Source organism: Thalassoglobus neptunius, assembly GCF_007859735.1.
GTDB classification, from domain to species: Bacteria; Planctomycetota; Planctomycetia; order Planctomycetales; family Planctomycetaceae; genus Thalassoglobus; species Thalassoglobus neptunius.
Map to the genome: position 1 here is coordinate 20,031 of NZ_SIHI01000017.1, position 26,976 is coordinate 47,006.

Consider the following 26,976-nt stretch of genomic DNA (forward strand, 5'->3'; position numbering starts at 1 on the left):
GCGGCTCAGCGAGAAGCGCATCTTCGCAGAAGATTCAATCCTTGAGCCAGCCCTTCTTCCAGAAGTAGATCAACAGGGCGATGCCAATTGCGGCCATCAGCCCGAGTGCGTACGGATACCCATACGTCCACTCCAATTCCGGCATATTCCAAGCCGACACCTTGTTGTCAAAATTCATTCCATAAACGCCAGCGACGAAGCTCATCGGCATGAAGATCGTCGCGAAGATGGTCAAAGTTTTCATCACCTCATTCGCTTTGACGTCGGACATCGCCAGAGACAAGTCACGCAGATTCGCACATTGATCGCGGAACACTTCGACCACTTCGATCAGCTGCACCGTGTGGTCATGACAGTCGCGCATGTACGTTCGCGTTCCACTCGAAATCAATGGATGCTCATGAGTCATCATTGATTGCAGAGCTTCACGGAGTTGCCACACGTTCTTTCGAATCCACATCAACTCTCGACGCAGATCGTAGACTTCTGCAATTTCGTCCTGCAGATTGAGGATCTTTTCTTCGATGTCCTCAAGCCTGGCCCCGATCGCCTCCAGCCTCGGAAAATAACCATCGATGATGGCATCGATCATCGTGTAAAACAGATAGTCCGCCTGCTGACCTCGAATGCGCGTATGCTGTCGAATTCGCTCCCGAATCGGCTCGAAACAATCCCCGTCGAGTTCCTGAAAAGAGATCACAAACCCTGAACCGAGAAAAAGGCTGACCTGTTCACTTTCGATCGTATCAGTCGATTTCAGCATCCGTGCCACGAAGAAAATGTGGTCTTCGTAATCGTCATACTTCGAACGCTGATGGGTATGAACGACATCTTCAAGCGCCAACGAATGCAGGCCAAACTTCTGACCAATCTGACCGACAGCATCTCCATTGCCAACCCCCACCACGTCGAGCCAAAGCACTGCCTCTTCAGCGGAGTGATCTTGAAGCTGAGTATGAAGCTTGGGATGCATTTCAATCCGTTGATCTTCGAGATGTTCTTTCGAAAACCGAATTTGCCGCAACTTCACATCCAGATTCTTCGTGTCCGACCGAACTGTTCCCGGCGGAGATGCAATCGGAGTACGACGACGAAAGACCTGTCTCTTCGGTCGAACTTTCCGGACGAATTTTCGAATCACAATCGTTCCCCACGTTCTTGAAGGTCCGTCATTCTGCTTCCGTCTGAAATATCGTTTGGCCGCCATGAACATCGCAAGGCTAATTTTCGGCGCCGCTCACACGATCGCTTCGACATCAACGTTTGCCAATCCTCTCCGAGGACTCCTCGTTGACTTGCGCAACTGCAGTACCTATCTTCATTTCGCAACCAAAATCACTGATATGATCAATCCAGAAGCCTGTGCTTGATGAGAGCTTGCTGCTCTTGCCTGTTCACTCGCTTGGACTGTTTGACATGATTTTTGTCCTGTTTGCTTGTGCAAATTCACGAAGACATTTTCGAAACGTGCTCTAGGAACAACTCATGCGCCAGCCCGTTCAACCACTTGCAAAACTCCTGAGCCTCTTTCTGCTCTGCGGTTTCATTTCGGGATGCCCCAGCGAAACGCCACAAGCTGGCCCGGGCGTTGCCAATGGTACCAAACGAATCGTCCTGCTGACCAACGGCCCCGATCCCTTCTGGGACACCTGCGAAGCGGGCGCCGTCGCTGCGGCTGAAGAACTTGGACTCGCAGACAAAGGCTACACGCTCTCCTACGAACGTGGAGATTTCACCGACAAGGGGCAACTCGACAAACTGAAACAGTACAACCTGCAATCGGACATCGCTGCCGTCGGAATTTCGGTTTACAACCCGGAAAGCGCGGCAATCGCCCGTGAAATGAAGAAGCTCCGGGACAAAGGAGTCAAAGTCATCACCTTTGACGGAGACATCGATCGGGAGCAGTTCCGAGACGCTCGCTTCGCTTACCTGGGCACAGACAATCTTGTCGGAGGACGCGAACTGGGACGAGCTGCGAAAGCAATCGCTCCCGAAAACGCCAAGTATTCGTTCTTCGTCGGAAGCACGAGCGCTGCGAACGCCGTCGCCCGCATGGATGGCTTCGTGGAAGGTATGGAAGGGACCGGAACAGAAATTGAACGACTGGCCGATGGCGCAGACAAAATCAAAAACCGGAACAACGTCGAAGGAGCTCTCGATCGGAACTCCGACTTGAACATGCTGGTGGGAATCTGGGCCTACAACACTCCGATCATCGTTCAGGTGGTCAAAGACAAAAAGATCCGGGAGTCGACCCGCGTCCTCTGCTTCGACGCTGCCGAAGCCAGCATCAAAGAAATGGGCGACGGAAACGTTGACGTCATGGTGGTGCAAAACCCATATCAAATTGGTGCCGAAAGCGTGGAACTCCTGCTGGCTCTCACAGAAGACGATCAGGAAACCGTTGACAAGTTTTATCCCAACTACAGCCAGGAAGGTGAAGGAGATCTTCATCGAACCGATCTCCGAGTTGTTGTTCCCGACGGAAGTCCGATCACCAAAGACCTGCTTGAACCGGAAACCGTCTTCATGACGTATGACGAGTTCAAAGCCTGGCTGGCTGAGCGGTCTCTTGTCAGTTCGTAAACAACTGTTTGACCCCGCACCTGGCCCAAAACACCTGCAGAGCGCTGATCGAATCAAACTCCTGGAAAGCAACCCACACTGATGGAACTGTTAAAGAAACACCGAAACGAATTCGGTCTCGTTCTCGCCATCGCTGTCGTGACGCTTGTGACGACGTGGCTCAGTCCATCTTATCAGCAGCAACCGGTCGATAACGCTCAGTCGATCATGCGTCATGCAGCCATGCTTGGCGTCTTTGCATTCGGCGCAGCGATCGTGATCATTGCTGGCGGAATCGATCTTTCCAGTGGGTCGGTCATTGCGTTCAGTGGCACTCTCTTCTTTGGCCTGATTGTTCTGCTTGTCCCCAAAACCGACCGCGGACAGCCCATGACGGGCGATGTCGCTACGTGGATTCTTGTCGTTTCCGGACTCGCGACACTCTTCTGCGCTGTCCTGATCGGTACGTTTCACGCCTGGTTGATCAATATCATTGAACTTCCGCCCTTCGTTGCAACACTCGCTTCACTTGTCGGGCTTCGAAGCCTCGCACGTCTCCTGTCCGCGCGAATGACCGGCAGCGAGCAAATCACCGTGAATGACGAACGGCTCCAGTCAATCGGGTCAGAAGCCTGGTGGATTCCGGTGGCATTGTGGATTGTTCTGGCGATCGCCTTCTGGATCTTGATGAACCGAACGATCATCGGTCGTCATCTATACGCCATGGGCGGAAACGAAACTGCCGCGAAGCTCTCGGGAATTCAAACAGACCGCCTGAAGTGGCTGGCCTACTGCATCGGGAGTGTCACAGCCGCGATTTCCGGAATCCTGTACGCGGCCTACGTCGGTTCGGTGAGTGCTGCCAATGCGGGACTCGGCTATGAACTCAACGCAATCGCCTCAGCTGTTGTCGGGGGATGCAGCCTCGCTGGGGGCATTGGAACGATTCCGGGAGTGATGCTCGGTGCCTTGTTCCTCCGCCTTGTCATTGACTCTGTGCAAAAGCTGGCAGTGACGAATTCCGACCGAATCGAAGGCCTGGTCGTCGGTGTCCTCGTTGTTCTGGCTGTGGCGGTCAACACCCTTCGTTTTGAAGGAGGCCGCTCGAAGCAATTCTTCCCCGGCTGGTTGGGCTTAATGAATGTCGGAATCCTGTCGTTAATTGCTGGTGTGCTCTACGCCGTGACAGCCACAGAGCACGCGATCTCACGCGGTTTCACTGTCGGGCTGGGAATTCTTTTCGTACTGGCGATCCGAGCTGTCTACGAGCGAGCCTCGAACCGTCCACGCACTCGATGACGCAGAATCTGCCAGAGCAACCGGCCGACAATGCCGATGCCTGCCCTATCCTCCCAACTTTCGCTTGAACTCTTTGCAAAACCGTAGTCATTACGACTTCACGCGAGACACCAAAAAAATCCGCCTGACGACACTCTCGTCTCGCTTCGGAATTGGCCACCTCTCTCCACAAAATCGCAAAGCCTTTCCCGAAAGCCACTTAAGAAAACTCAACGAGAATCATTCAACTTTTGGTCCGGGGTCTGCAAAGAGAAGAGTCATCAACACTGGTCACAACAACGACCACCAACAAATGACTCACAACCTTCTCTCAAGACGAAAGACTGACCGATGAAACTCTTCACCACCGCAGCTGCCACACTCCTGCTCGTCTCAACTCTGAATGTTCAAGCACAAGCTCAGGGAATTCAAACACAATCCGGTTTGCTCCTCGGTGTGTACGTTCAGGCGGTCAATCAGGGAATGTATGTGACAAGCACGATCCCAGGTTACTCGGCAGTCGGACGACTGCATCCTGGTGACATCCTCATGCGTGCCACAGCTGACGGTCAGGTGATTTACAACCTTCGCTCACTCCGCGAACTCGAAATGGCCAAGTCGGCAATCGGACCGAATCGTGAAGCAGCTATTGAGTTCTTCCGACCGGGATACGGTGTCCAGTATGCATGGGTCGAATTCACCCCTCTGATGGGCCCGGCAGCAGTCAGCTCTTCTGGCGTGAAGCAATACGGAGCACAATTCAAACTGGAATCAGAAAAACCGGGTGCTCGAAACATGTTCAAGAAGGGATCCAGCAATCCTCCCAAAGGCAAACCGGGCGGAAACCCATTCAACAACTTCAACCAGAAGCCAGGCAACCAAGGAGGCTTCGGCAACGGTGGCGGTGGAAGCAAAAACCCTGGAAGCCTGTTCGGTCGATGATCTTCAAGCACGCACACCAGTGACAAAATTCTAAACTCCGCAGGCGACTTGTTCCCTGCGGAGTTTTTTTGTTTGCGCTGTCGCACAATTTCAGCGAGTAAAGCTCGTCGCTGCGATCTTCAAGCTTGGAGCAGAAATGACGCGAAAGCGTGACAGAAACCTAAGAGGCCGGAGAGATGGAATCGTCTTCGTCGACGGCACTCTGCGATCGGAGCAATTCAGCAAATTGATGATCAGTCAGAAGCTTCTGAAACTCCACTCCGTAGATATGCAGATGATCACTCTTGCGATCCATCGATGAGTGAACGAGGCGAGACTGAATCACATTGGGACCGGCTGCTTCCGACAGAAAGCGGATGAAGACCGTCTCGGTTGCAATGACCCGATCCATCGCAATCATCGCCCCGCCTTTGGAGAGATTGAGAACTCGACCTCCCAGCGTCACCGATCGACACTCTCGCGTGTGTTCGTGCTTTAACAGCAGCGTCGCAATCAGACGAACTGGAACCCGATTCGACGAGCGTCGATTTTGCTTGATGCTGTCATTGCTACAAGCATCCACTTCGATCAACCGTTCAAGCCGCAATCTCTCTGTTCGCGACATCTTCATCATCGTGCTCTATCCTGCACAAGATCATGTTCCAATCAGCAATATTCGCTCGCGAGTGAACTTCTGATGAAGAATCACCAAAGGCATTCACGACCTGCGAGAAGCTGAGTTCCTGAGCCAATTATGCGACCGGCAATCCGCCAGGCGGAGAAATCTCTGGACCAAGAGGCTGGAAGTCGGCCATTTCTGACGATCACATCGGTCAGGGTCACAGAAACCACTCATGACATGATGTGAATTGGCGAATGTGCGGCATACTCCCACACCGAAGACTCTCTCAAAGCATGAACGGCGTTCAGATCGCCTTAATGGAGCGAAGGCCCCGCGAAGATTGCGCAACTTCCTCGGGGGAAGATTGCGATTACCCCAACGACAGTCGCCGGCCTGCATTGAACGCGGAGGTTCGGACGACTTTCCAGTCTTTCTTCACGAAGTCTGCATCGAGTGACTCAATCAGCCGCTGAGCCGACTGGTCGTCCTCGACAAACACAGCGACAGTCGGGCCCCATGAAGATTGAACCAGACAGACCGGATCAGTCAATTGCGCGACCCGCTCGGCGAGATTTTCCATCTCCGGATGGGAATAACGTCCTCCCTGAACTTCCTGAAAGAACTCTCCCACCAAATCTCCGTACCGTTGCAGTGCGATGCAAAACTCAGAGAAAACCCGCGATTGAATTCCCGGAAGAATCCCGGTCAACACCAACCGACACAATTCTCCTGTCGTCGCCTGTGACATTGGCGATAACTCCGCGAAGGCCTCCGCTTCCCCTTCTCCAGAAAGTCCTGAAGACTGAGGGGGAGTCACGAGAATCACGGGCCAGTCATCGGGGAACTCGATGCGGCATGCAAGATCCCCCATCGTTGCACCGGAAGCATGACCAGCATCGACGAGAAAGCCACCTGTCTGATAACCATGAAGTCCAACCGTAGACCGCCCTCCGCGCCCGCCCAACGAGGCCAATTCACGAAGGCTCAAGTCATTGACACCGTGCAGTGATGCCAATCCTTCGGCGACGGCCATCGACAGTTGAGTTCCGGACCCGAGTCCCTGATGCGAGGGAATTTCCGAGACAACGTCGAGATCAATCGGCCGATCCCAGTCCGGGCGAGCTTTCCGAATCGCGTTCGCAATCGCATACGCTCGGCTGGACCTATCTGATATAGAGAAAGACTCTTCGGAGCGGTTGGATTCGTTCCGGTCAGCGTCCGCAGAAAACCTGAGTGACACTCCCGGTTCGCGGATCATGAGTCCGATTCCGCCGAAGTGCCGACCGATTTCAGGACGGTACGAAAGGGGACCAAAATGCAATCGCGCACCGGTTTCAATCATCAAATTGAGCGATTGCATTTCGATGTCCCAGGCACCTGCTGTTCAGATGCGTTCGCCGACAAATCTACTTTCCCGCTGAGAAGTTTGAACTGAAGAATCAATATTCGTTCTCAGCTTCACTTCCTCCACCAGAGAAGACTTTCACCTCGGACTTAATGACCTGCCGGATCGTTCTTTCGTCGCGTTCCTGAACCAGTTTCGCCACAGCGTCATCCAGCGACATGAAACCGAGATCGCCTTCGATTCGGTCCCGCACGGAAACTCCGCCCTTCTCTTTGTCCTTCGGGCCGACGACCAACATATAAGGGACCAGATCCAACTGGGCGTCGCGAATCTTCTTCTTGACATTCGCTGATTGTCGATCGATCGAAGTTCGGAATCCCGCCTGACGGAATGTCTGTTGAACCTCCTCGCAGAACGGAAGCATTTCGTCATTCAGATTGAGAATGCGAATCTGCTCCGGTGCCAGCCACAATGGAAACGCTGCTGCAAAGTGTTCGATCAGCATGCCGACAAATCGTTCCATCGACCCAAACGGTGCACGATGAATCATGACCGGACGGTGCGTCTGATTGTCGGAGCCAACGTATTCGAGCTTAAACCGTTCAGGGAGATTGTAGTCCAACTGAACGGTGCCAAGCTGCCATTCTCGACCGATTGCATCGCTGACCATGAAGTCTGCTTTCGGTCCATAAAATGCCGCTTCGCCAGCACACTCCGTGAACTCCAATCCCGATTCCTGAAGCACTTTCCGAAGCGTTCCTTCAGCACGGTCCCACAGATCTTCCGACCCGACATACTTGTCCGAATCCGGATCGCGCAGCGACAGTTGAACGCGATAGTTTTCCAACCCAACGCTCGCAAGAACGAACTTCACGAGGTCGAGAGTTTCCTTGAATTCTTGTTCGACTTGTTCGGGAGTACAGAAGAGATGCGCATCGTCCTGAGTCAATCCACGCACCCGAAGCATTCCGTTCAGTTCGCCCGATTGCTCGTGGCGATAGACTGTTCCGAACTCGGCGAGGCGAACGGGCAAGTCTCGGTAGGAACGAGGCTGTGCCTGATACATCTGCACGTGATGCGGGCAGTTCATCGGCTTGAGAAGATATCTCTCCTGCTGCTTTTCCCACTTGCTGAGATAAGCGAGTTTCTCTTCGTTCCCAGCCTCTTTCGGAAAGTCTTCGAATGGACATCCAATGTCTTTGGCTGCTTCCAGAAAGTCATTTTCGACCTTCTCGTCGATCTCGTTCGCAGTCAGACACTGCTTCCAGTAGTCGACGAGTTGACCTGCGGGATGCCCGAAGATCGGTGCAAACTGCGAGTCGCGATAATACGGGAAGTGCCCGCTTGTTTCGTAAAGCTCCGCTCGCCCGATGTGCGGCGAGTAAACGGGTTGATACCCCCGCTTCAGAAGTTCCTGTTTAATGAAGTCTTCAAGCAGCGCGCGGACGGTCGCCCCTTTCGGCAACCACAGACACAAGCCCGAGCCGACTTCGGAAGAAATCGAGAACAGACCATGCTGTTTGCCGAGCACTCGATGGTCGCGACGTTTCGCTTCGTCGACCTGTTCGAGATAGGCCTTCATGTCCTTCTTGTCGAAAAAGGCTGTCCCGTACAAACGTTGAAGCCGTTTGTTCTTCGAATCGCCTTTCCAGTACGACCCCGCAATGCTGACAAGCTTAAATGCCTTGATGCGTCCAGCATCCGGAATATGTGGACCGCGGCAGAGATCGACGAACTCTCCCTGCCGATAGAAGCTCAGTGAATCGTGATCGGCCAACCCGGTCTGAATATGCTCAGCTTTCAACTCCTGATTGAGCCCCGAAACGAGTTCAATCGCTTCATCGCGATCGAGATGAAATCGCTCAAATGGCTCGGAGTCTTTGATGATCGACTGCATCTCAGCTTCGATTCGCGGAAAATCTTCCTCGCTGATCGGAGTCTCCAAGTCGAAATCGTAGTAGAAGCCGTTGCCCGTGGTCGGCCCGAATGCCAAACCGACGCCGTCGAACAATCTCATCACAGCCCGCGCCATGACGTGAGCGCAGGAGTGCCGCAGGACGCCGACCGCTTCCGCATCCCGTGTGGTCAAGAGCTTCAAAGGGATCGGATCAGCGTCGCTGACCTCGTTCAACGGTCGGGCTGCATCGACAATGACACCGTCAATTTCGGCAGCCACGGTTGCGTTCGCGAGGCGCTCGCCAATCCCACGAGCGACATCCAGAGCTGAAGATCCGTCTGCGATGTCTTGAATCGTCCCGTCGGGAAGCTGAATTCTGGGCATGGATCATTTCTATGTTGAGAAGCCGCTTGAGGCGACTTCGTCGTTCTCAAATCAAAATGGCCACCGATACGAGGGGTGGCGGAAATCACCTTGATTCTATGTGCGCGTTCTAGGGAAGTGTTGCGAACTCGTCAACCGGGAGCAATTCTCTGACACCCAGATTCCGCGCAACCCACGCCCAACGGCCAATTTCACGGATTCTCTGGGCTCTGCGGAGAAGTGCTTTTCCACAAATCCAGAAATTGCTCAGGCGAATGGACCCATCACTGCGATTCAAGGAGCGAGTGCGTCATTCATCGAATGTTCACTGCTTCGTAACTCACAGCTTTGCGGGATCCACTCGCCCGATCAGACGATCTCAGACAGCGGAATTACTTCTTCTTCGATTCCGCTTGCTGAAGTGCACTGCGACCACGAGCCGCTTCGACTTCCTGACTTTGACCCCAAAGATAGAAAACGAAGCCGAGGACAATTCCAGTAATCGTCGCTGAGAGAACCGCTGCAGCACTCGCTGTGAAAGTGGAGTTTTCAGCCGCAGCTTGAGTCGTCAACACGAGTCCGATCACGCTAATCGCCAGCCCCAGCGCGTCAGCCAGGATTTCTTTCAGGCTGAACCCCATATTTGCCAGAACGACAAGTTTCCCAAGGACAAGCTGCAAAGCGAATGAAACCACTCCTGTCGCCATCAAAGCGAACGCCAACCAGTGAAATGCGGGAAACGCCAGTGCTTCCGCGACTGTGTAAATCGGCTTGAGAACTCCCGCCGAAAACTCTTGCGCTCGTTCGTCTTCATCAATCTTCTCAGACAACTCCGAAACCGTTTCCTTTGCGCGATCGAGAGTCTTATCGACAAACTCATCCTTCGCAGGTTCCGCAGGTTGATCTGCTGGTTGATCTCCCGGAACAGGTTCCGGTGTCGATTTTTCATCCGGTGTGGTTTCCGGAGTGGTTTGGGTTGTGTCCGCACCTGCAGGCAAAACTTCATCCTGAGCGGACACCACACTCGATGCCAAGACACACAAAGCCATCGCAGCCACGAACAACATCTGAACTCTCATTCCAATACCCTTCCCGGAGAAAAATGATGTTTCAGTTTCATGAAACAGAAATCGAAAACGAACGGACGCCAATACTGGCAGTTCTTCACTTATCATTCGTTAGGTTGAAGCAAATATTATGCGAAATGGCGGGGAAGCTGCGCGACTCTGCCCAATTCGTTTCAAGCGGTCTTCCATGTTTCGTATGATCGCTCTCGTTCAACTTCACCTTCGACAAGAAATCCCGATGTCTTCCCGATCCGTATCTTCTCAACAACCACGTGTCACCACAATCGTCGGATTGGGAGGGAATCTGGGGAATGTCGCGGAAACCTTCGAATTCGCGATGAATCATCTCGACGAGCATCGTGAAATCAAGCTCCTTCAAGTGAGCCCTCTCTATACAACGACTCCCGTCGGATCGAATGCAGGATCGGGATACGTCAACGCGGCCGCCACACTCGAGACGTCGCTGGCCCCCGAAGAATTTCTCACAGCTCTTCAAGAAACCGAAACTCGCTGTCACCGCAAGAGAGAAGTCCGATGGGGTCCACGAACTCTGGATCTCGACGTCATCGCTTATGGAGATCAATGCATCTCGACAGAACGTCTCACAGTGCCTCATCCAGCCTGTTTTTACCGAAGATTCGTTCTCGATCCCGTCGTCGATGTTGCTCCCGACTGGCGCCATCCCGTGATTGGACTGACTGCCCGGGAACTTCGAGACCGACTGAAGCCGCGTCCCGTCAAAATTGGAATATCGTGTGATTCTGCAGTCATCGAATTGCTCGATCAGTTGACCGACAAAAAGAAAATCGAACTCGTCCCTGCCAACGATCCGTCATCCGTAATCACTCTCGCGAGCACCGACTTCTGGATCGACTCACCGACAACGGTTTTGATCGAAACGGAAACGGAAGCGGAGAAGCAGATCGTCAAAATCCTCGAACAGGTCGGGCACTCTCAGAGAGAGAGTCGAATTGAACAGCAGGTTCACTTCATGCTTCAAATTTTTGTGGCAATCACTGACACACCGTCACAAATTGTAGGATGAGCTGTTCGCCGGCCATCGCTCAAGCCGTGACATTCAGCGGGACTCTTGCAAGGCTGAACCGGAAATTGGAAGATAATTCCCGGAGCGAGGGCCGTTCGCGGTGAAGACGCTCCGGGAAGAGTGAAGGAACGCTACGAAATAAACTCCAATGTACGAAAGGACTTCGGGATGTCATTGTCACGTCAACAGAAGCTGAACGGGCTGGTTCTTGCCGTCTGTGCGATGGGTATCGCAGTCGGATGGACCTATGCACAGCGGGCAGGAGGAAGCACTCCACCAGAAAACCTCCTTCCTTATCAATCAATCATCTTCGCCCGGGCGAACGGATCAGCGCTTACGAGCGAAGGCTTTAAACAGACCGCCTGTTACAAAGCGTTCTTCGAAACTGGTCTGATGGACAAGATCGAAGAAGCATTCGACTCCCTGCCTGGGACGATGCCCAACGAAGAACAACTCGACGAAGCCATCACTCACATTGAAGAAAACGGCTTTTCATTGGGAATCACTGTCGGCCCGACAATGCAGCCCTGGGGAGTTGTTGTCGTTCATGACTGGGCAGAAGGTGCGTCGGTCCTTTCGCAGTTCATCGAACTGATCCCCGATGCGGAACTCGACTTTCAACAAGTTGAACAGGGCGGTCGATCCATCACGATGGCCATGATCCCCGACACCCCCGTCGAACTGGGATGGTGGGAAGAACAGGGGCATCTCATGTTCGCCATCGGTCTCGACGCCATTCGATCTGCAATTGCGGTCGCCGACGGAGAACAACCGAACATCGTGACGAATCCGCTTTACGAAAAGTACCTCAGTTCCGATCAAGACTTCACGACGACATCAGTCGGATGGTTCGATTTCGAACCTCTTCGTGAACAGTTCGGACAGATGCCCGTCCCTGTTCCGGACCAGCGATTGACCGTCAATGCTGTGCTCGAAATCCTGGGACTCCACAACTTCGAACACTCCGTCGCTCACAGCGGTTACAAGGGTGAAGCGATGTGGAGTGAACAACACGTCGAGATCTCCGGAGAACCGTCTGGACTGCTGAAGCTTCTGATGCAGAAGCCATTCACTCTCGAAGATCTGCCTCCCATTCCAGTCGGGCAAACGAGCATGGTCGCAGCGAGCTTCGATCTGGCTGACGCTTACGACACTGCCTGGACAATGATCGACAAAGTTGCCGAGATCGCTCCTCCGGGGGAAATGGATCGCTTCTACGAAGACTACGCAGAGCTTGAACAAGAACTGGGCTTTGAGATTCGAGATCTCCTGGCTTCCATCGGCCACCTTCACTGTCTCTATTCAGATGCCAATCAAGGTCTGTTCGGGCTGGGCGGGGCTGTTGTGATGGGCGTGAACGATGCTCCGCAATTGCGAGAGTGTCTCGAAACGTTGACCGAAAGAGCGATCGATGAGTCTCGCGGACAATTCACGACCATTGATGTCGAGAAACGCGGGCGAACACTCACAATCCTCAGGTTCAACGAAGCCCCATTTGTGACCCCATCGTTCTGTATCGACGAAGACTGGGTCGCGATCGGTCTTGTCCCCCAAGCGGTGGAATCGTTTTTAATGCGAATTGATGGGGACCTTCCCAGCTGGTCCCGCTCCGACGAACAAGCTTCCGCACTGGCCGAAGTTCCTTCCGAATTCACATCAGTCAGCATCATCGACCCGCGCGACACTTATCGATTGATCATGGGCTTCGCTCCGATGCTCGTGGGACTTGCTGAATTCGGCATCCGAGAGTCGGGAGCTTTTGATCCCGAATTCCAGCTTCCGATTTCACCAGCAGACATTCCTCCAAGTGAAGTGTTGCTCGACAGCCTCTTCCCCAATGTGAGCGTGACCACAGTCAACACAACCGGCTGGCAAGGCTACGTTCGCGAATCAATGCCCGGAATTCCATTCCTTGGCGGCGGAAACACGGGAACAACGGTCGCGACCTCAGCTGTGCTCGTTGCACTTCTTCTTCCAGCTGTCCAACAGGCTCGTGAAGCAGCCAGACGAGCTCAGTCGGCAAACAATCTGAAACAGATTGGACTGGCGATGCACAATTACCACGACACACATGGCGGGTTCCCACAAGGCACGATTCCAAACGACGACCTTGAAGTCGAAGACCGTCTGAGCTGGCTTGTTTCGATCCTGCCTTTCATCGATGAATTAGAATTCTACGAAGGCTTTGATCTCGAAGCGAAATGGGATTCCGAGGAAAACGAGTTTCTTGTCGACTTACCGATTGAAGCCTACACCATGCCTGGCGCAGAGGGATGGGCTTACGGCTACGGAACAACCTCCTACGTCGGAATGGCGGGAGTCGGAGAAGACGCTCCAACGCTCCCAGCAACCAGCCCGCGAGCCGGCATCTTCGCCTACAATCGACAAACACGGATGCGAGAAATCCTTGACGGTACGTCCAACACCGTCGCCGTCGGAGAAACAACTGACACTGAACCTTGGGCTGCGGGTGGCTACTCCACGATTCGTCCGTTAACTCGTCAGCCATACATCAACGGAGGAAACGGATTCGGAAGCCGCTTCAACGGCGGAGCCCAATTCCTCTTTGCTGACGGCGCCGTAAGATTTATCAGCGAAGAGATTGATCCTGATGTGATGGAAGCGATCTCGACAATTCGAGGCGGCGAAGTCGTTGGCGATTTCTAACACTTCTCATCAAAATGTTCTCGACTGAATGAAGTGTCGAGAAACCATGCCTTCATCGAAATCTGGGGAACACTCCCGGAAGTGTTCCCCAATCTCGCTGAATCACTCTCCAAGGCTCTGATATCGTGTCAGAGCCTTGTTTTCACTCACGGAATTGAACTGAATCTGAACCTGATGAAATTTCACAGTAAGACGCTACCCAACGGCCTGCAGATCATCGCTGAAATCAACCCTGATGCGCAAAGCGCAGCGGTTGGCTTTCTCGTCAAAACTGGAGCACGAGATGAACAGATCGCAGACTCCGGCGTCAGCCATTTTCTGGAACACATGGCTTTCAAAGGCGATTCACAGTATTCCGCAGAAGATGTGAATCGAATCTTTGACGAAGTGGGAGCAAGTTACAACGCGTCGACCAGTGAAGAACTCACCTTTTACTACGCAGCGATCTTACCAGAATATCTGGATCGAACTTTCGACCTCCTCGCACGTCTGATGCGGCCCAGTTTGCGAGAAGACGACTTCGATATGGAGAAGCAAGTCATCCTGGAAGAGATCGGAATGTACGAAGATCTCCCCGGATTCGCTGTCTACGATCAGTCGATGTCATCTCATTTTTCGGGACACCCACTCGGACAAAGCATTCTCGGTTCCAGTGAGAGCATCACCAATCTCACTGTGGAACAGATGCGAAACTATCATGAGCAGCGATACGGAGCCGCCAATCTGATTCTGGCAGCGACAGGGAATCTCGACTGGACACAATTCACAAGCCTCGTCGATCAGTACTGCCGTGACTGGCAACCGGGAACGCCCGGACGGACCGTCGTTGAAGCCAAGCCGGAAACACAGGTCCAATGGATTCCCAAACCGGGAATGAATCAAGAGCATGTCATGCAGATGTCCCCGGCTCCACCGGCGGACAGCAGCCTGCGATTCGCCGCAGAAATTATCTCGACAATTGTCGGTGATGAGTCGTCCGGTCGGTTGTACTGGGATCTTGTCGAAACCGGTTTGGCAGAGACAGCTGAACTCTCGTACAACGACTACGACGGAAGTGGAGCCTGGGCGATTTACCTTTGCTGTGAACCGGATCAGACACGATCGAATCTCGATCGAATTCTTCAGACGATCACAGACATCAACGAGCATGGGCCCACTCCGGATGAGTTAGAACAGGCACGCAATAAAGTCGCTTCCCGAATCGTCCTGTCCAGCGAACGCCCGATGGGACGTCTCGTTTCACTCGGCGGAAACTGGCTCTACCGGGGAGAGTACCGAAGCGTTAAAGATGACCTGAAGGACATTCAAGACTTAACTCTCGATGACATTCGAAAGCTTCTGAATCAGTATCCGATCGGGCAGGTGACAACCGTTGGACTTGGCCCCGTCGAGAACTGATCGACGCTGGCCGATTTCCCGACACCCCTGCACCCGGCTGATTCTCTTGCGCAGCTGCATTGTGAATTTGCTCGTCGGCATCTCTGCAAACGAGAAAGCACGATGCGTTAGTGATCGCCTCGAGTGATTCGAACGACTTCTTCGAGAGTTGTCACTCCATCAATCATTCGTTGATAACCGGACTGCCGAAGCGTCAGCATCCCGTGTTTCAATCCGTATTCCCGAACAACTCCCGAACTTGCCTGGTCGATGCAGAGTTGCTTGATTTTCGAATCGTTTTTCAACAGCTCGTAAACGCCGCTTCGACCAGTGAACCCAATGTCTCGACAGTCTCGACAGCCGACAGGTTCGTACAACGTTTCGATATCTGGTTGCGGGAAGTCCTCGGGCAGCATACCGGGATCAGGTTTGAACGGCCGTTTGCAACGAGAACAGAGTTTACGAACAAGCCGCTGAGCGAGAATTCCTTCGACTGTACTGGCGACGAGATACGGTTCGACACCCATATCGACAAGTCGCGTAAACGAACTTGGAGCGTCATTCGTGTGCAGCGTGCTGAACACGAGGTGACCAGTCAGAGATGCCTGAATGGCACTGGTCGCTGTTTCCCCGTCTCGAATTTCCCCGATCAGCACGACATCGGGGTCGTGTCGCAAAATACTTCGCAGTCCGGCGGCAAACGTTAAACCAATCTTACCGTGAACCTGAATCTGACTGATCCCCGGAAGCTGATATTCCACCGGGTCTTCGACAGTGATGATTTTCGTGCTGGGACTTTTGATCTCATTCAGCGCACTGTAGAGCGTCGTCGTTTTTCCGCTACCCGTCGGCCCGGTCACCAAAATGATTCCGTGCGGCAGCGAAATCAACTCGTGAAACTGCTCGTAGACGTTTTCGGGCATCCCCACGCCACGCAGATTGAAGACCATGCGTTCCTTGTCGAGCAAACGCAAGACCACGCCTTCACCGTGGAGCATCGGAATGATCGAAACACGAACGTCGACCTCTCTGCCTTGAATACGGACATTGATTCGACCGTCCTGAGGAAGTCGCTTCTCCGCGATATTCAACCGCGACATAATTTTCAGTCGAGTCACAATCGCAGAAGCAAAGTGATTGATTTCCGGCGGAACAGGTTCAATCCGAAGCATTCCATCGACACGGAAGCGGATCGTCAGCCCACCTTCATGCGGTTCGAGGTGAACATCACTCGCCCTCTGTTCCAGAGCTTCAATCAGCAGTTCATTCACGAGCCGGATCACGGAAGGAGCTTGCGCGGACTCCGCCAACTCCCCCATTCCTTCGGGAATCTCATCGAGGAGATCCACTTCCGACTCGTTTCTTTGCGCGACCATCTGATTGATGGTGTCACCACCGACCCCGAGATTTCTCTTGATCAACTCAAGAATCTCATCTCGACACGCCAGCACCGGTTCAATCCGGCAGCGGCCCAGCGCACTCAATTCGTCAATCGATTCCAGATTGAATGGATCGCTGACAGCGACTTGAACATGCCCATTCTCGCGTGCCAACGGCATCGCTTCATGACGAAAGATGGCCGTCGTCGGGAAAGAGTTCAAGAGATCCCGATCGACGGAATACTCTTTCAAGTCCATAAACTCCATTCCGAGCTGATCGGCAAGAAGCTGCAGCGTTTCGTCTTCGCGGATGATCCCCATTTCGATCAGAACACGATCGACACGCCGTTTGGCGTCATGGTCATGAGCCAATTGAAGCTGCTGGTCTGTAACGAGACCGTGATCGACAAGTAGAGAACCAATATTCATAGTGATTATCGTCGGGCAAACCAGGACGAGGGTCAAGAGGCACCATCTGAAGTGGTGCCGGGTGTACGCGGATTCCGTAAGTCGAACCTCGCCAGTATTCGTCTTCTCTTCCGAATCCTAATGAGAAATCCCGAGACTATCGTCCCCCGCGACCTCCGCCGGTTCGTCCTCCCCGGCCGCCTGAGTCACCACCGCGATCACCACCACCTCCGCCGAATGACGGTCGCCCACCGCCACCACCACCGCCGAATGAGGGACGTCCTCCACCGAATGGTGACCCGCCGCCTCGAGACTCCATGAACGCTCGAATTCGATCTCGCTGTTCCTGCGTTGGTCCGGAGTTGGATGAACTCGAACCGGAGTTGGATGAACTCGAAGGTCGTCTCGATCCAGTACTGCTCACATTCACGCGAGGCATCAATGTTCCAAGAGCTGTCTGAACGACTGCGGAACTTGTGTTCTGGAGCGGCACAACCCGGACGGTTCGGTTCGCAACGCGAGCCGATTCATCAATCGATTCAACGAGAGTTTTCACTTCCTGAAAGAGTGCTTCATCCGCCCAGACGGCCAGTTGGTTCGTATTCGTGTCGACGCTCACAGCCAATTCGGGAGCCACTTCCTCGCCGTCACGAGAGTCACCTCGCCCTCCACCACCGCGTCCGCCGCCACCCATCATCGCAGCGAAGGGATTGTTTCCCCCGCCCTGTTGTCTCGGCGGATCGATATAAACTTTGTAAACGTCTGTCACAATCGACATGACATCCTGAGCATTAGCATGTTCGACAGGAATCAGGCGTGTCAGCTTGTCCCGCATACTGTCCGGCCATTCAGTCGCATCGAGGACCTGAAGCATCTCTTCAACTTCTCGCACCTGTCCGGATGGCCCGGAAACAAACAACGCATTCAATCGGACATCGGGAATGATTCTGAGAGTCTGTCCCGCGCTGGCGATGGAACTCAATCCGGTCATGTTGGCCAGACCTCCACCCAGTGCGGAGACACTATCCGTGATCCCGCCCATCATGCCGGACGAGGAGTACGAAGCACTCACGCTGCTGTAAGGAAGAAGCTCTTCGAGCATCATCGCTGTTTCGGTGGCATCGGCGGACTGCAAGGTGAAAACCGTCCACGTAGTCCGTGGCGGAATGGCATTGATTGTCGACTCCAGCAACTCCTCGAGTTCATCAAGTGCTTCTGGATCTGAAGAATAGAGCAACAACTGATCGCCATTCACCGTCACATTCACATCCGCCGGTGGCTGCGTATTCGCCGCTGCAGGTCGTTGTGACTGGGTTGGTTGTGCTGGAGGATCATTCGAATCGGCGCCAACATTCCTCGAGGGTTCCCGATTTGATTCCCCTGCGTTTTCGTTCGGTTGAGGCTCTTCAATGAGCTGTGTCTCTTCCTCAAGAGCATCGAGATAGCTGTCGAACAGGTCCAACAGTTCTTCGTCATACTCCTCTGAGGAATTCTGCTCCGACGAAGCTTCGGGAAGCTGAGCGACGATCAAGTCCGATGAACTTGAAGTTGACGGTTGAACGTCCTGCGGATCGAGAGGTTCTGTGAGACGAACAGAGTCCCGTGATTCTTCTTGCTCGCGTGGTGACGGTTGTCGAGCCGACGGAGTGTCGTCTTGCCTTGATTCACGAACAGGTTCTGGTTCCGAAGGAGTTCGAATGTCTCGAATCGATCGCTGCTGCGGATTAACAACACGAATCCGCGAATCTGTTCGCCGGTTCCACATTTGTTCGATCAATGGGAGAATCTCTTGAGGATCCCGCCCGCTGAGTGAATATGTTCGAACCCGGTCGGTGCTTGAACGTTCTCGCGTGCCGATTCCGTCTTCTCCAAGCTGTACGAGCAAATTCTTGACCTGCATCATCTGATCCTGATCGCCACGAATCATCAGTTGGCGACCATAAACATCCGGCTCAATCGTCGGAGCGAATTCTCCGTCTTTCAGGAACATGGCCCGCAACGTTGCCGCTGCGGTCAGAGGGTCCATTTTGACGAGCGGATAGACAACCATCTGTTGCGAAGCGACTCCGGTGCCGTCCATCTGGCGGATCAGGTTTTCGACCTGCTGATGTTGCTCCGGTGTGGCGACGATATGAATTTTGTCATTACGTCCATCTTCGTTGACGACAACTCCAGGCACGAGCACGTCGAGGGTTTTGACAACCTCTTGAGCATTGGCATTGTCGACTGTGTAAACTCGCAGGAAGGGTTTGTTGCTTTCGAAAGAGAACTTACTCGGGTCTGTCGCATTGTCGATGGTCTTCAACGCTTCGTCGATCATTTGATGCTGACGCACAGTGGCAGTAATCATCAACAGGTTTTGACGATTATCGACAGCAATCGTGATTGGTCCTTCTGTGGCAGGTCGCTGTGAACTGTTGCGTGAGCGCGACTCACTGATGTTCGTTACTCCCGTCGACAATCCCAGAACACCTCTCAACAGCTGATCCGCCTCGGACGCAGCAATGTTGGTGATCTGATACGACTTGAACGACATCGCATCCGGACCTCCACTTGCTGAGACGTCGTCCAACATTTTGCGGATCCGAATCAAGTTGCTCCCAATGTCCGTAACCAGAACCGAATTCGTACTCGGCAAGCCGACGACGGATCCCTGAGGACCTTTGATTTCGTTCACTTCAGCAGCGATCTGATTGACGTCAACCCCTTCAAGCCGGAAGAGAACTGTCAGAAGTTCATTCCGTCCTCGGGTGTCGAGTTCTTCTGGAGCCACATTGGGAATCAGATTCGGAGGAATCGTTCCATCGATGTTCAGGCAGACCAGGAAGTCGTCACGATAGACGAGGACATAGCCTTTCGGAAGAAGGTAACCGTTGAGAACATCGAGTGCTTCACGAGGGGTGTATTTTCCCTGATCGAAGTAATTGAACGTTCCCGGCGGAACATCCATTAGATCGAGAGACAATCCAGACTCCTGAGCGAACAGCTTCAGCACATCAACCCACGGAGCGTACCGGAAGTTGAAGGAGAGGAGAGTTTCGTTCTGCTCAGCATTTGCTGCGGAATCTTCCGTTGCTGGCGATTCGTCTTCAGAAGTGCTTCCTCCGAACGATGCGACAGCCAAAGCACCTTCCGGAGCTTCTTCAATGATTGCTGGCCGTGGCCGAAATTGAGGAGTTTGAGGCGATCCGCGAGAAAAGGAAGGTCGATCGCTGTTTGCATCTGAAGGAGGCGGTCCGAGCTTTTGCTCCCACTGCTTCTTCTGTTGATCGGTAAGAAGGTTCTGAACTTTCGCTTCGAAATCTTTCTGCAGCTGCTCACGATCTTCAGGAGACGCATTGAATCCAAGTCCGCGGCGAGCGTCACGGTACTCGTCGCTGAGTTGCTCCATCTGTTCTTTCTGTGCATCGCTGAATTCGAGATCACCCTGCACATCCTCTCGACCGAGGGCCTGAATTCCTTCGCGATGCAGAACAATCTGATTCAATCGACTGTACTGTTCCTCCGAAAGAACCTTTTTCATTTGTTCCTGTTGCTCTTCGCGGGCTGCTTCCATTGCCTGGCGCATTTCGTCGCGAATTTTATTTCGTTCATCTTCAGACTCGGCGTTTTGCATCCTCCCGAAGAGGTCGCCAAGTTGATCACGGCCGCCACCGGACTCTGAAATTTCCTGAAGCTGTTGAAGCTGCTCGTCAGTCAGGTTAATCTCGACGCGAGTCGCTTCATTCTGGACTTCTCCCAAAACTCCACCGCCGCCGCGACCTCCGCGACCGCCACGGCCTGCTCGTCCTCCGCCAGGACCACCGCGACCACCTTCGGGGCCACCGAATCCGCCACGGCCGCCCCCAGGACCGCCAAATCCACCACGACCGCCACCATCCTCGCGGCGGGATCCATTATCATCTCGCCGATCGCGGCCTTCCTGAGCCTGAACGTACTTGTCGACATCAGCCACAAGCGACAGCGCCAGGACAACCATGACGAAGATTTTCGGGACGGAACTCATCAGACGCTCCAAATCGTGTCACTGAGCGAAGCAGATTGGCTCGCTGAACCAACAACGCGAATATTTATAGAAATAAAATCTGGAAACTTTGAGAAAACCCTTCGCTCCTTCAACCCGGATCTTCGTAAACTCAGTATTCGTTGGCAGTTACCCCACCAAAACACTGACAACTGCTCTCAGAACAGTCGATTCACACCCCAAATGTCTGAAACCTGGCTCGCCCTACCCACTCACATTCGTCCACCATTTTGGCGTTGAGTTACTTTGATAACGAATGCCAGGCAAAGAATACCAGGTTGAAAATCCTTCTATAGGAGTTTTACCTGTTCACCGGACTGCAAAGTTTCGCCAGAGTTCTGGGAGTCATGCGGTCCGATTAAACATTTGCGGTGTTTCAGTAGTTATGGTGAAATCCATTCACCGAGTCTTTCAACCCCGTAGTTTCCATTTCGGACCGTGAACGATGCCGAAAACTCACAAATTACAGAAGTTCGGGATATTCCTGTTCTTAGGCTGCCTTGTTTTAACGTCGTCGGAAGCGCTCGCGCAACGCGGTGGTTCCCCCGACCAGATGTTCAGTCGTCTGGACAGCAACGGGGATGGCCGAATCGATCAATCGGAAATCGGCCGACTCCCTGGCCCATTTCGCGAACGCCTGGAAAGCAGCGGACTCGACTTTCGCCGGGGCGTTGATCAGCAAAGCCTCATGAAAAGCTTCGAACAAGCTCGCTCTTCGGGAGGAGACCGTGGCGGATTCCGTGGCCCTTCACCGGGAGGTGAACGAGGATTCGGTGGCGACCGTGGATCACGCGGAAGCGGAGATCGCGGTGGATTTCGTGGTCCTCCGGGAAGTGACCGAGGCGGCAGCGATTCCGATCGATCTCGCGCCGAAGAATATCAACGTCGGCGGGAAGAATATGAACGACGCCGACGAGAGGGTGACGACGGTGATGACAGACGCCGGGACGATGACAGACGTCGCGATGACGACCGACGAAGAGACGATGATCGAAGCCGTGATGACGACCGTCGGGATTCCCGGAGTCGAACAAGCTTCTCAATGCGTCCCAAAGAACGCGTGACAGTCGATCTTCCATCGAGTTTTGTTGACGGAGATCTCGATCAGGACGGACAGATTGGGCTCTACGAGTGGAAGCAGTGGAAACGAGACGCCCTCGCGGAATTCGACACGTATGACCACAATCGAGACGGATTCTTGACGCCCAAGGAACTCCAACGAGGCCCTGCCGATCTCCAGCAGATTCAGGTGATGACCCTCGCTGCGACTCAACAACGCCCAACGACAACAACAACGTCTGATTCCGTTGCAGCGACACCCCAGGCAAACACCCAACCCGTATCGACGCCAGTTCCCGACGTCGACATGGACAGCGTGGAAGCTCGACGGGGCGCGAATACGTTCCGGTTGTTAGACCAGAATCGAAACGGGATGATTGATGCGGAAGAATGGGCGCGATCGAGCAAGCTGAAACCACTGTTCATCCAAGCAGGTATTGACATTAATCAACCCCTGGAGCGAGAGTCATTCATCGCTTACTTCGTTCAGGTAAATGCGACATAAGCAGTTTTCCAGAACAACTTCTCGACACTGCCCCGGCAGGTCTGTAGATATCGACAACGTACTTAACTCAAAGCGAACCTTATTAACATCCCAATTCAAGGGCTCGCCCATCCACTTGGCCGTTTGACTGAAGATCCCCCCACACGTCACTGAAATGACGTGGCTGTCTTCGCCAATTCGGCCGGATGGGTCGGGCGATTTTTGTCTCTCTGTTTCCGGATTTGTCTCCTGCCATGCCAGAATTTCAGTACACTGCGAGAGAAATGTCGGGCCAGCAGGTCGAGGGTGTCCTGACAGCTGCCACCGAGAAAGAGGCGCTCGCCTCTCTGGTCTCGCAGCAACTCTTTCCGATTCGCGTGGGACTTGCGGATTCCAGTAAGAAAGCAGCCAAACAGGTCGGACGGCGCGTCCCTCCAAAATACCTGTCGATCTTTTACTCGCAGCTCGCGGACCTTTTGAAGTCGGGCGTTCCCCTGTTGCGATCGCTTGAACTTCTTTCCAAACAATCGACGCACCCCGCATTGAAAGTCGTTCTGTCTGAGGTGCGAGATAATGTTGCAGAGGGAAATCGACTGTACGACTCGATGAAAGCCCATCCCAAGGCATTCTCCCCGTTAATGGTGAGTATGGTTCGTGCCGGAGAAGAGGGAGGCTTTCTTGAAGACGTTCTAAAGAGAATCGCTGCGTTTACAGATCACCAGGAAGAACTCAAGGGTCGCGTCATCGGAGCGATGGTCTATCCAATCTTCCTGCTGGGTGTGGGCGGCATGGTTGTCACCGTGATGATGGTCTGGCTTGTTCCAAAATTTGAACCCATCTTCGAAAACATGGCCCAGCGAGGAGAACTTCCGTGGGCGACGACCACTCTTCTCGCAATCAGCGGATGGACTCAACGGTACTGGGCGATCGCATTAATCGGCACAATTGTCGGAGGGATTTTTCTCGGGCAGTGGCTGAAATCCGAGAACGGTCGGCGGCAAGTGGACCAGTTTCGGCTGAAGGCCATTGGTCTGGGCGGGATTGTGCGAAGCCTGGCAATTGCACGGTTTTGTCGCGTCCTCGGAACACTGCTTCACAACGGAGTTCCCGTGTTGACGTCGATGAACATCTCGAAAGACGCCACCGGAAATGTCGTTCTGAGCGAAGCGATTGAATCCGCAGCTGACAACATTTCCGAAGGAAAATCGCTCGCTCGACCACTGGGAGCGAGTGGTCACTTTCCTGAACAGATTGTCGAGATGATCGCGGTGGGCGAGGAAGCCAACAATCTGGAGAACGTTCTCATCGACATCTCCGACAACCTCGAACGACAAACCGGTCGTCAGATCGAAATGCTGGTTCGGCTCCTCGAACCGGTACTTTTGTTATTTCTGGCAGTGATCGTACTTTTTGTCGTCGTCGCCCTATTGTTACCGATCCTTCAGAGCTCCAGCATTGTTTAAAGAAGGAGCTGTTCACATTTCGAACATCGTTCCCAGAATTTAAGACGAAGGGCACATCCCATCGTTCTTCGAATCGGAACCGTTCCCATCAAGTGAGCACTGAAAGTGAGAGAATTCGGAAAACGAAAAAACAATCCGCAGAGACCATTCGACCCAGCAATTCGATGGTGAAAACGCATACAATCAAGTAAGAGCCGATGCACCGTTCCGATCGCATTCAAACTCCAACCGGGTGCTCTGGGAAGCCCCGATCGTGGATTCGAGCGGCGGAATACGACAACATCGCGAAAGCCTTGTCCCTGTAGCGAAACCCCTGTCCCTTTTGAGTGAGCGGACCGGGAAGTGCATCCTGCTCAAGTCCCCTTGACCCTAAACGTTAATAATAAAGCCAACATAAAGCCGACTGTGCTTGATCCCTGATTGAGTACGAACTGTGATCAACCCGGAGGATTCCCCCTATGCGTACCTACAACCGAAAACCGCTCCTGAAGACTCGTCAGCGCCGCTCAGGATTTACGCTTCTCGAAGTCCTGATTGTGCTCGCAATCATCGGAGTCATCGCAGCCATGGCTGTTCCTCAATTGCTCGGTCAGGCCAATGTCGCGAACGAACGCCAAACACGTTCGGCGATTCTCAACCTGGAACAGGCAGCTGAACTCTATGCCGTGAACAATGGCTTCGAGCCACCCGCCGGTGGACAGGATGCCATTCAGATGATGATGACCAAAGATCAGGAGTCGGGAGCGTCTGCGGTCCTCGATAAACTTCCCGTCGATGCCTGGGGAGAACCGCTGAATTACGAGTACCCCAACACCAAAGCAGATACAGATCGCCCCGCAATCTGGTCGTCAGGCAAGAACCGCCAGAACGAAAACGGTTCAGGCGATGACATCAATAACTGGGATGACATTGCGAAATGATTTGTCCGCACAGGAAATCCACCTCGCCCCAAGCAGGATCCCAACACGACTCCTCACGGTCAGCGTTCACACTTCTGGAGCTGACCCTGGTGCTCGTGGTGATTGTTGCTTTGGCGGGGATGGCCTGGCCGCGAATCACAAGCTTTCTGCAAAGCGAGAGCTTGCTCGGAAACGTCGAGCAGGTTCGACAAATGCTCGATCATGCTCGGGTTCAAGCTGTTGAAGACGGAATCACTTACCAGTTCCGGTTTGAACCCAACGGACGAAAATTTGTTTTGCTTCCGTATGACCTGCAAGTCAGCGAAGAGCAGTCGGGCACTTCGTCCGCCACCGCTTCACAGACGTCTTCATCAGGCAGCGGGAAACGTCTTCCCTCTGTTCACGAACTCTCAGAAGACTGTTCGTTTTACATGGAGAATTCCCTGAGCACCGGTGAAATCACGCTGACGGAACGACTCCCCGATCCCTGGCTCGAAATGCTGGCCGATGGAGTCATGCTGCGGGATGTCTCCTGGGCACCTCCCATCATTTATTCCCCAGATGGATCTGCAACGGATGGCAGCGTGACGATCATCGATGAAGATCGTCGCGTCATCACTCTCTCTGTCAGAGGGTTAACCGGAACTGTTGTGACGTCTCGCCTTGCTGTCCTTCCGGAGACCTATGGTGCGATGCGTTAACCGGACATCTCTGAATCGAATTCTATTCTGCGAACAGCGACGTGAAGATTCTGCACTCACTCGCAGCGTCTCGAACACCAACGCGCTGAGATCCGGGATTTCGCTCTTCGAAGTCGTTCTCGCACTCGCGATTTTTCTGGGTGCCACAGCGGTTATCACTCAAATTCTGAAGAACGGAAGCACCGCCGCGATTCGATCTCAACTCGTCTCCGAAGCTGTTCTTCGCTGCGAACGACGGCTGAACGAAGTTTCTTCAGGTGTGTTGCCCGCTCAGTCCGTTCAAGGGGCATCGTTCGACGATGACCCGAACTGGTCCTGGACCCTAAACGTCACCGAAACCGGGATTCCATATCTGCTCGAACTGGAGATGATCGTTGAGCAGACGAATTCGCAGGGAGAAATCGCTGCTTCCTATCGCCTGAACCGGCTCTTGCGCGATCCACTCGTTTTCGAAGAAGCAGCTCTTGCATCTGAGGAGGAACTATGAAACTCCTCCGACCATCAATCCGAAACAACTCGCCCCGCGCTGGCTTTTCGCTGATCGAAGTCCTCATCGCACTTGCACTGACGGTATTGCTGCTCAGCGCAGTTTACTCAGCAGTGGGACTCCATCTCCGGTTTCAGGTCGCAGGCCGAGATCAAATTCATCGAGCCCAACTCATCCGGGCACTGGTCCGAAAATTCGACAGCGACATCGCTGCGCTGGCCTTTACCATCGAAGAGGAAGAAAGCGCGACCACAGAAACCGACGACTCGACTTCGGAAGAAACAACCACTGACACCACTCTCGATTCTCTCAGCTCGGAAACGATTCCGCTCCCATTCGGGCTGGTTGGCACCTCGGAATACGTTCACCTGTGTGTCAGCAAACCGATTCGAGAATTGACTTACGAAAGTCTTGCCACCGGAGTCACCGAGAACGGCAGAACGACGGATCTCGCGACCGTGACCTGGGGAACGGGTCCGATCGATCCCGCATTCCTGATCGACCCAACTCAGCCCGGACACAGCAACGAAGCAAACGACGCACTCGACCGTCGTCCACTGACCGGGCTCGGACGCCGCGTCATCGATTTTTACGCCTTTGATTCCGCGACAGATACTCTCACGGAGTACGACATCCTCGCTCCGGAAATCACTGAGGTACAATTCAGCTACTTCGACGGAGTCGCCTGGGTCGACTCATGGGACAGCCGCACGCTTGGTTCGCTCCCTCGTGCAATCCTCGTCACATACGGACTCTGGCAGACCCCAACGACCAGTTCGTCTTCTCGCGGTACTTCTCAAGCAGAAGGATCAGTCTTTCCGGTCGAACACCTGTTCCATCTTCCCATGTCAATTCCGATCTTTGAATAGAAAACGTTTATGGAACCCTGCGAGTTTTAACTCGTCAAAATAATAACACGTTC

The 26,976-nt window shown here is 53.5% G+C and carries 19 protein-coding genes; 12 read left to right on the forward strand and 7 right to left on the reverse strand.

Annotated features, from left to right (window positions below; all coding sequences use genetic code 11):
* Window positions 1-34 precede the first annotated feature (34 nt).
* Window positions 35-1,141: a magnesium/cobalt transporter CorA gene (corA, locus tag KOR42_RS18045; protein ID WP_231740993.1), complete on the reverse strand. Its 1,107-nt coding sequence runs from the start codon at window positions 1,139-1,141 to the stop codon at window positions 35-37.
* A gap of 344 nt (window positions 1,142-1,485) precedes the next feature.
* Between corA and KOR42_RS18050 the strand changes: the two genes are divergently transcribed.
* From KOR42_RS18050 to KOR42_RS18060, 3 genes are all read left to right on the forward strand, one after another.
* Window positions 1,486-2,589, forward strand: a complete 1,104-nt coding sequence (locus tag KOR42_RS18050; protein WP_146511247.1) for a substrate-binding domain-containing protein — start codon at window positions 1,486-1,488, stop codon at window positions 2,587-2,589.
* Between the two features lie 81 nt (window positions 2,590-2,670).
* Window positions 2,671-3,867 carry an ABC transporter permease gene (locus KOR42_RS18055; RefSeq protein WP_146511248.1) on the forward strand — a complete coding sequence of 399 codons (1,197 nt, stop codon included), beginning with the start codon at window positions 2,671-2,673 and terminating at the stop codon, window positions 3,865-3,867.
* Window positions 3,868-4,197: 330 nt separating this feature from the next.
* A complete protein-coding gene (locus KOR42_RS18060; protein WP_146511249.1) occupies window positions 4,198-4,788 on the forward strand; it encodes a hypothetical protein in 591 nt (196 codons plus the stop codon).
* Window positions 4,789-4,948: 160 nt separating this feature from the next.
* Here the strand turns inward: KOR42_RS18060 and KOR42_RS18065 are convergent, their stop codons facing one another.
* From KOR42_RS18065 to KOR42_RS18080, 4 genes are all read right to left on the reverse strand, one after another.
* A complete protein-coding gene (locus KOR42_RS18065; RefSeq protein ID WP_146511250.1) occupies window positions 4,949-5,401 on the reverse strand; it encodes a PilZ domain-containing protein in 453 nt (150 codons plus the stop codon).
* Window positions 5,402-5,759: 358 nt separating this feature from the next.
* Window positions 5,760-6,749 (reverse strand): beta-ribofuranosylaminobenzene 5'-phosphate synthase family protein, encoded by a 990-nt coding sequence (locus KOR42_RS18070; RefSeq protein ID WP_146511251.1) that lies wholly within the window; start codon window positions 6,747-6,749, stop codon window positions 5,760-5,762.
* 79 nt (window positions 6,750-6,828) lie between these two features.
* Window positions 6,829-9,015 (reverse strand): threonine--tRNA ligase, encoded by a 2,187-nt coding sequence (gene thrS / locus KOR42_RS18075; RefSeq protein WP_146511252.1) that lies wholly within the window; start codon window positions 9,013-9,015, stop codon window positions 6,829-6,831.
* Between the two features lie 371 nt (window positions 9,016-9,386).
* Window positions 9,387-10,073, reverse strand: coding sequence for a hypothetical protein (locus KOR42_RS18080; protein ID WP_146511253.1), 687 nt, complete (start codon window positions 10,071-10,073; stop codon window positions 9,387-9,389).
* Between the two features lie 226 nt (window positions 10,074-10,299).
* Between KOR42_RS18080 and folK the strand changes: the two genes are divergently transcribed.
* The 3 genes from folK to KOR42_RS18095 all read left to right on the forward strand — a co-directional run bounded on the left by folK (window position 10,300) and on the right by KOR42_RS18095 (window position 15,171).
* Window positions 10,300-11,106, forward strand: coding sequence for a 2-amino-4-hydroxy-6-hydroxymethyldihydropteridine diphosphokinase (gene folK, locus KOR42_RS18085; protein WP_197441321.1), 807 nt, complete (start codon window positions 10,300-10,302; stop codon window positions 11,104-11,106).
* A 168-nt stretch (window positions 11,107-11,274) separates the two neighbouring features.
* On the forward strand, window positions 11,275-13,773 hold the full coding sequence (locus KOR42_RS18090) for a DUF1559 domain-containing protein (RefSeq protein WP_146511255.1): 2,499 nt from the start codon (window positions 11,275-11,277) through the stop codon (window positions 13,771-13,773).
* 33 nt (window positions 13,774-13,806) lie between these two features.
* Window positions 13,807-15,171, forward strand: coding sequence for a M16 family metallopeptidase (locus KOR42_RS18095; RefSeq protein ID WP_231740994.1), 1,365 nt, complete (start codon window positions 13,807-13,809; stop codon window positions 15,169-15,171).
* A 107-nt stretch (window positions 15,172-15,278) separates the two neighbouring features.
* Here KOR42_RS18095 and KOR42_RS18100 read toward each other — a convergent pair whose 3' ends face one another.
* Both KOR42_RS18100 and KOR42_RS26810 read right to left on the reverse strand, forming a co-directional pair.
* Entirely contained in the window at window positions 15,279-16,958 is a 1,680-nt protein-coding gene (locus tag KOR42_RS18100) for a GspE/PulE family protein (protein WP_146511256.1), read from the reverse strand.
* A gap of 136 nt (window positions 16,959-17,094) precedes the next feature.
* A complete protein-coding gene (locus tag KOR42_RS26810) occupies window positions 17,095-20,943 on the reverse strand; it encodes a secretin N-terminal domain-containing protein (RefSeq protein WP_197441322.1) in 3,849 nt (1,282 codons plus the stop codon).
* Between the two features lie 463 nt (window positions 20,944-21,406).
* Here KOR42_RS26810 and KOR42_RS18125 point away from each other — a divergent pair, with 463 nt between their 5' ends.
* The 6 genes from KOR42_RS18125 (at window position 21,407) to KOR42_RS18150 (ending at window position 26,923) form a co-directional block, all read left to right on the forward strand.
* A complete protein-coding gene (locus tag KOR42_RS18125; RefSeq protein WP_146511257.1) occupies window positions 21,407-22,525 on the forward strand; it encodes an EF-hand domain-containing protein in 1,119 nt (372 codons plus the stop codon).
* 233 nt (window positions 22,526-22,758) lie between these two features.
* Window positions 22,759-23,967 (forward strand): type II secretion system F family protein, encoded by a 1,209-nt coding sequence (locus KOR42_RS18130; RefSeq protein WP_146511258.1) that lies wholly within the window; start codon window positions 22,759-22,761, stop codon window positions 23,965-23,967.
* A gap of 458 nt (window positions 23,968-24,425) precedes the next feature.
* Window positions 24,426-24,887, forward strand: a complete 462-nt coding sequence (locus KOR42_RS18135) for a type II secretion system protein GspG (protein WP_146511259.1) — start codon at window positions 24,426-24,428, stop codon at window positions 24,885-24,887.
* A gap of 89 nt (window positions 24,888-24,976) precedes the next feature.
* A complete protein-coding gene (locus KOR42_RS18140) occupies window positions 24,977-25,567 on the forward strand; it encodes a pilus assembly FimT family protein (RefSeq protein ID WP_146511260.1) in 591 nt (196 codons plus the stop codon).
* Window positions 25,551-26,054 (forward strand): hypothetical protein, encoded by a 504-nt coding sequence (locus tag KOR42_RS18145; RefSeq protein ID WP_146511261.1) that lies wholly within the window; start codon window positions 25,551-25,553, stop codon window positions 26,052-26,054. Before KOR42_RS18140 ends, KOR42_RS18145 begins: the two co-directional genes overlap by 17 nt.
* The gene (locus KOR42_RS18150) at window positions 26,051-26,923 is read left to right on the forward strand and encodes a prepilin-type N-terminal cleavage/methylation domain-containing protein (RefSeq protein ID WP_146511262.1); all 873 of its coding nucleotides are present in this window, start codon (window positions 26,051-26,053) and stop codon (window positions 26,921-26,923) included. Before KOR42_RS18145 ends, KOR42_RS18150 begins: the two co-directional genes overlap by 4 nt.
* The last annotated feature ends 53 nt before the right edge of the window (window positions 26,924-26,976 follow it).

Excerpts from the sequence above, each read along its gene's own strand:
- KOR42_RS18145 (WP_146511261.1), top strand. The coding sequence starts at position 25,551 with ATGGTGCGATGCGTTAACCGGACATCTCTGAATCGAATTCTATTCTGC.
- folK (WP_197441321.1), top strand. The coding sequence starts at position 10,300 with ATGTCTTCCCGATCCGTATCTTCTCAACAACCACGTGTCACCACAATC.
- KOR42_RS18060 (WP_146511249.1), top strand. The coding sequence starts at position 4,198 with ATGAAACTCTTCACCACCGCAGCTGCCACACTCCTGCTCGTCTCAACT.
- KOR42_RS18055 (WP_146511248.1), top strand. The coding sequence starts at position 2,671 with ATGGAACTGTTAAAGAAACACCGAAACGAATTCGGTCTCGTTCTCGCC.
- KOR42_RS18070 (WP_146511251.1), bottom strand. The coding sequence starts at position 6,749 with ATGCAATCGCTCAATTTGATGATTGAAACCGGTGCGCGATTGCATTTT.
- KOR42_RS26810 (WP_197441322.1), bottom strand. The coding sequence starts at position 20,943 with ATGAGTTCCGTCCCGAAAATCTTCGTCATGGTTGTCCTGGCGCTGTCG.
- KOR42_RS18090 (WP_146511255.1), top strand. The coding sequence starts at position 11,275 with ATGTCATTGTCACGTCAACAGAAGCTGAACGGGCTGGTTCTTGCCGTC.
- KOR42_RS18130 (WP_146511258.1), top strand. The coding sequence starts at position 22,759 with ATGCCAGAATTTCAGTACACTGCGAGAGAAATGTCGGGCCAGCAGGTC.
- KOR42_RS18065 (WP_146511250.1), bottom strand. The coding sequence starts at position 5,401 with ATGATGAAGATGTCGCGAACAGAGAGATTGCGGCTTGAACGGTTGATC.
- KOR42_RS18125 (WP_146511257.1), top strand. The coding sequence starts at position 21,407 with ATGCCGAAAACTCACAAATTACAGAAGTTCGGGATATTCCTGTTCTTA.
- KOR42_RS18135 (WP_146511259.1), top strand. The coding sequence starts at position 24,426 with ATGCGTACCTACAACCGAAAACCGCTCCTGAAGACTCGTCAGCGCCGC.
- thrS (WP_146511252.1), bottom strand. The coding sequence starts at position 9,015 with ATGCCCAGAATTCAGCTTCCCGACGGGACGATTCAAGACATCGCAGAC.
- KOR42_RS18150 (WP_146511262.1), top strand. The coding sequence starts at position 26,051 with ATGAAACTCCTCCGACCATCAATCCGAAACAACTCGCCCCGCGCTGGC.
- KOR42_RS18050 (WP_146511247.1), top strand. The coding sequence starts at position 1,486 with ATGCGCCAGCCCGTTCAACCACTTGCAAAACTCCTGAGCCTCTTTCTG.
- KOR42_RS18100 (WP_146511256.1), bottom strand. The coding sequence starts at position 16,958 with ATGAATATTGGTTCTCTACTTGTCGATCACGGTCTCGTTACAGACCAG.
- KOR42_RS18080 (WP_146511253.1), bottom strand. The coding sequence starts at position 10,073 with ATGAGAGTTCAGATGTTGTTCGTGGCTGCGATGGCTTTGTGTGTCTTG.